We start from the raw sequence: 5,456 nt of genomic DNA, 5'->3' as shown, positions 1-5,456 counted from the left end.
TTCTAAAAACTACCGTAACTACTTGATTTTATTGGTGGCCCCACTAGGACTTGAACCTAGGATCAACGGATTATGAGTTCCCGGAATTACTCATCGTTAAAATTATATAAGTACAACAACGCCAACAAGAAAAAATTTGGCTCGTGCTCTGTAAGGAATATCCTGTTTTAGCGCAATACGAACCGTTAAATACGCAAAGCACTAAAACACAAGGGTATCTGGGCGAGCAACGCCGTAAACAGCCATGTGAAACTGCTGCCGTCATTATGACAAACAAAGAATTGATGAACTCCTTACAAAAGACACTTCCAAAGGTTGCGAAGGCGATTCAATAACGTGCTGTTCCCGTGAAAGAACAGGGACGTTCTCTTTAAAAAACGACACTCGCCCTGATAATTGGCTCGTCTTAATTTTAGGCTTTTCTTTATCTATGTATTGACCTAAATAATGATTGGCTAGGGAAAGGGATAAAGCCACAATGGCAAAAATCAAGGGGGTTACTGGATTGCTTACCAGAGCTAATGAAAGTGAAGGTAAGACAAACGATTTAAGAAGGAATGCGGTTATTGATAAAGACAATATGCAGACATTAAGTATTAGCTTTTTACTTTGATGGTTATATAGGGCTGTAGCATGTGCTTCTGCTTTAGTCAGTTCAAACCTATGCGCTTGGGGCAAGTGGTTGTTGGCTAATTGGTCTTTAAAGGATTGTTTGAATCCCCCCAGTTTTGATAATTCGAACCAGCCTTTAAGAATAGAGGCTCCTAATTCAAGCACCGAAAAGGCACAGGTAGTTTTTAAATAAGAAGTGGGCAAAAAGGCGGTTGTCAGGCTATGCGTATCAGTAAATAGTTCAAACCATGAATCTGATAGGGCGTGCATGACTCCATCCCACAATGAAGATTCGCTGCATAACGGTGTGACCAGTGACGCAAGGTTCATCAATAACCTCACGCCATGAAGAAGAATTCCTAAATACTGCATCACGGTGCGTAAGGCATTGAGTATCACCTCCATCATGGCCCAATGTCCATCTGCTAGTAAGGGTAGAGCATGGGTGATGAGCACTCGACACCGTGCGATTAAAATACGAGGCCAAATTGATTGTGACATTGCTTTGCGAAAATAGTGCTCAACCCACCAGCTTCGCTGTTTGGGTTGTAGGTGTTTTACATAATCGTAGGTTAATGGGTTAATGAAGTGCTCTGGTTTGAGGGCTTCATTTTCATCTTCCTCCCCATCGTGCACTCCATGCAGCGAATCAAGCAACCATTCCTCCATATCAGGTTGCCGGGGTGTTTTTTTCATTTAGGTTTCTAATGCCTCCAAAAAGGATGATTTAACGGTTATTTGTCGAACAAAGGGATGATGCTGAATTACTTGTTTAGGGACTGCTACCGCGTTATAGGCATGTTGTTTCATGACAGGGTCTTGATACCAAATGAATTGCCTTGCTTTCACTGGGGGATGCCCTGTGCGCATAATCAGCATTTGATGTTCAGGCATACGCATCACCTCATCGGGGCGCAGTAGCAGAATAGCCTGATAATTATAACTTTTAGATTCGGAATAGCCTTGATGTTGGGTGCTCGATGAACCTCCCGCAACTCGAACTGTGCGCGTACCCAGTAATTTACTCACGTATTCTGCATCTTGAATGTCTTCCGTTGCAAAAGCGATTTTGGTTTTGATGTTGGTAAAGGCTTTGGCCTCATCTTGAGAATATTGTTCATAGGTTTGAGCGATGTATTGCATCATCAAGACACAGCGCACACGGTATTCACGAAGTAATTTCAAAGAGCGTCTTAGTCGCTCAATTCGTCCCAAAGATGAAAATTCATCGATGAGGCACAATAAAGGGTAGGGTTCTTTTATCGGGTCGGGGATTTCTTTAATCATCACCGAAATGAGTTGTTGCCAAAATAAGGTGAGTAAGGGCGAGAGTCGCTCCATATCATCATCAGTAAACCCCACATAAATAGTCATGGGTGTGCTGCGAAGTGTACGCAAATCAAAGTCAGAATGTTGGGTTGCTGCATCAATAGTAGGATCGTCAAATAATTCAAAATAACCTGAAAAGGTTTCCAAAATAGAGCTTCTTGTTTTTTCATGATTATTAAGATACGAATATCCATTGCGGTAAAACTCTGGGTCGAGATGTTCTGTTTCTTCAAGTTGCGATGCCAACCAGTCATCAAATCCAGCTTGTTTTATCAGACGGTTAATTTCGCCTAAGGTGGTGGGGCGTTCTGGCGTATCGAGCAAGTATAAAACAGCTACTTTAAATAGTTTTCGCGAGGCTTGCTGCCAAATGGGGTCGGCTTTTTTATTATCAGGAATTAAAATATGCGCTATGCGTTGAATATCAGTAAGGCGTTGGACTTTATCACTAGAGATTAAGGACAAAGGATTATACGCATGGGTTATTCGTGTTTCATGAGCAGGTGCCCAGCAATAGCATTGTTGCCCCAATACTTGTTGTCTGAAGCCTGAGGTTGCTTGAAACAAGGTGAGTTTCACATCATTACAGACTACCGAATAGGGGTAATTAAAGAGATTAGGTATACCAATGCTGCGTGTTTTACCACTACCTGTTGGTGCAAAAACCAACACATGTTCAAAACCATTTGAATACACTGGTGCTCCGTATTTTTTACCAATAATGATGCTTTGCTCTTCGTGCTTAAAAAACGAGGCTTTATTGACTTCAATACCATTGGCAAAGTGGGCATTGCCGAGTACTTTCTTTTCCGGTCTGAATCGATTAAATAAATAAAGGCTTAAAGCGATGATGCCAACAACAAAGACAATACCCTCTGTCTTTAAAAAATCTAGCCAAGGGGTATTTTCTTGATGGCGTTGCCATGCTAAATCCATCAGTCCTGATAAGGGTTGTAGCTCATTAAAATAAAGCCAGCTAAATACACCGTAGCCTAATAAAAACAGACCTATACTGAGCAATATGCCAATCACGCCTATAGATGCCAAATAGCGATATATCCCTTTGCTGAGATAACCCGCACAGCACAGCGCTATCAATACAGTGATGCATAAGGCAATGCATAACTCACTTAAAAATCCATGACGAATTAACTCAAGAATCACCAAAGGCGTGGCGAAGTCCAATACTCCCGTCAGCAGCAAAGCGATTTGACTGGTCATCTGGAGTATTATCACAATACTTAGAATGCATACTAATTTGTGATTATGCGTGTTTATAATACACCTCCACTAAACGTCTGCCAGCAGCTGTTTTTTGTAGTTGCACAATGATGTCGATTGCTTCATGTAATACCGCATAGATGTCTGACTCAGTCATCCCAGCAACCTGATTTAATTTATAGAGTTGCGCCATACGCATGAAGGCAACTTTTGGATTGTTCGCATGAATAGTCGCTATTGAGCCGCTATGTCCGGTGGAGCATGCAGAAACAAAATCAAAAATCTCTTTGCCTCTGATTTCCCCCATAATGATGCGGTCAGGCCTAAGCCTTAGGGTGGCTTGTACTAAATCCTGCATGCTCGGGTGGGGTGCTGTGTCTCCTATCTGTTTTAATGCTTTGAGTCTTACTTGATTAGGATGAGGACTGTCTATTTCATAGGTATCTTCAAGGGTAATAAGCCGCTCATCCAGAGGGATTTCGCTTAAACAGCTGTTTAAAAAAGTTGTTTTTCCTGACGAAGTGCCACCTGAAATAATGATGGTCTTTTTATGGATAATGGCTTTACGAATAAACTCGTGCCAATTTTTTGCATTATATAACTCCCGAAGGTAAACCTCCCTGCTCGCCTGTGTGGATTCATCCAAACTCACCGCATGTGCAAGGGAGAAAAAGCCTTGCTCATTGTATTCACTAAAACCTACTTGCTTTAATGTAAATTTTCGAATGGAGAGGGTTTCATAAAGAGACGCTGGTGGAATGACTAATTGAACGCGAGAGCCGTCTTTTAAGTTACCTGAGAGGATAGGGGAGTTTTCTGATAGCGTTTGCTTGTTTTCATTAGCAATCAGCGCAAACAATCGGCGTAGATATGAGGTGGTAAGAACAGGCAAATCAAACCGCTCTAAAATTCCGACACGTTCTACATAAACCTCTTGTGGCCGATTAATTAATACCTCAGACACCTGAGTATCGTTTAAAAACTCATAAAGAGGGGCTAAAAGCCCGGTTGATCCGGGTGAACATTGTGCCTTAAGAGCATTCATTTTAATGTGCTCCTGCAACACGGTAAAAATCCAAATCATGGGCGACAAAGATTTTAATCTCGGCTCCTTGATTCGTTTGTAGTGTGGTATTTTGTTGCATATCTTGTTGTAGTGTTTGATTAGCTGCCTGTTGGAAGGAGCCTGCAACATTCATGCGGTATTGGGACATGGAGTTGTATTCATCTTGACCGTGAACGCCTCCTATTGCTGAAAAAGCCCCTAACACCGAAAGTAAGGCACCACTACCAAATCGCTCAAAGAAATGGCGGTCTATATAATCCGCAGCAACGCCTGAACGGCCTATGGCATCACTGCCCGGGCTGTTTAAAGTAACTTTAACCCCATCAGTTAGTTGAATTTGATTCCAGACGATAAAGATACGGCGTTGGCCTTGAGTGATGGCGGTATTAAATTGCCCAATCACAGACGAGCCTTTGGGAAGCAATAAACGATGTCCTGATAGGGAATAAATATTTTGTGTCGTGATGGCTTTGACCATACCTGCTAACTCGGCATTGATGGCTGTTTCTAAGTTTGCAGGGATAAATTCTCCAGCAGGGACTGTCCAGTTGGGATGGGGCAAACGCTTGGCAAACACTGTAGTGATGTCACTTTGCTGATTTAAAAACTGCGAGTTCGCATCGTGTCCTGTTAAGGTGTTGCTTTGTTCTTTGGTGCTTTTTGATGTACTGGTTGATGACTCTGCGCCATTGGTATTAAAAAAGGTGGAAGGTGCATTCATTCGTGCCAAGGTTTCTTTGGATAATATATTTGGGTTAACACTCCGTAATCGTGGTGGATAATTGGGATTGCCGCCTTGATAGCCGCTTTGCGATTTGTGTTGTTCTTTTAATGAAGCGATTAATTCAAGATTTTGGTTTAGAGCATAGGCTGAGTTTTGTTGTTCTCGTTCCTCTAAAGCCTGTGAGCTGTGAGACTTAGGCAAAAAGCCACTTAAAGCAATTGCGACACACAGGGCAGTCGTACCAATCCATAAAATCCGGTCTTTCCATTTAATATGACTGTCTTTTTTAGCCACTTTAATTCTATTGCCTACACCCTCAGGTGTTTGGTTATCTGGTGTCATTGAGGTCTCCTGTTCGCAGCAATGCGATTAATTTCTTGAGTGTTAAATACGGAGGTCGTGAGCCGTCCTTGACGAAGGGTAAATTGTGGGGCTAAACGATGAACCACGATGTATTTTCCTTCTCGGCGGGTATTGACGGTGGACTCTTTACCATTGGGATTA

At 42.2% G+C, this 5,456-nt stretch carries 4 protein-coding genes; all 4 read right to left on the bottom strand.

Features of this window, described 5'->3' with window-relative positions:
- Positions 1-264 precede the first annotated feature (264 nt).
- The 4 genes from LOX96_RS17325 to LOX96_RS17310 are packed head-to-tail and all read right to left on the bottom strand — an operon-like array spanning position 265 to position 5,294.
- Positions 265-1,308: a hypothetical protein gene (locus LOX96_RS17325; protein WP_250424435.1), complete on the bottom strand. Its 1,044-nt coding sequence runs from the start codon at positions 1,306-1,308 to the stop codon at positions 265-267.
- Positions 1,309-3,162 (bottom strand): type IV secretory system conjugative DNA transfer family protein, encoded by a 1,854-nt coding sequence (locus LOX96_RS17320; protein ID WP_250424436.1) that lies wholly within the window; start codon positions 3,160-3,162, stop codon positions 1,309-1,311.
- A 43-nt stretch (positions 3,163-3,205) separates the two neighbouring features.
- A complete protein-coding gene (gene virB11, locus LOX96_RS17315) occupies positions 3,206-4,207 on the bottom strand; it encodes a P-type DNA transfer ATPase VirB11 (RefSeq protein ID WP_250424437.1) in 1,002 nt (333 codons plus the stop codon).
- Between the two features lies 1 nt (position 4,208).
- Positions 4,209-5,294 carry a TraB/TrbI/VirB10 family type IV secretion system protein gene (locus tag LOX96_RS17310; protein WP_250424438.1) on the bottom strand — a complete coding sequence of 362 codons (1,086 nt, stop codon included), beginning with the start codon at positions 5,292-5,294 and terminating at the stop codon, positions 4,209-4,211.
- Between the last annotated feature and the right edge of the window lie 162 nt (positions 5,295-5,456).

It is taken from the genome of Legionella maioricensis (genome assembly GCF_023618015.1).
Classification (GTDB): Bacteria; Pseudomonadota; Gammaproteobacteria; order Legionellales; family Legionellaceae; genus Legionella; species Legionella maioricensis.
This window is presented reverse-complemented; position numbering and strand designations above follow the sequence as displayed.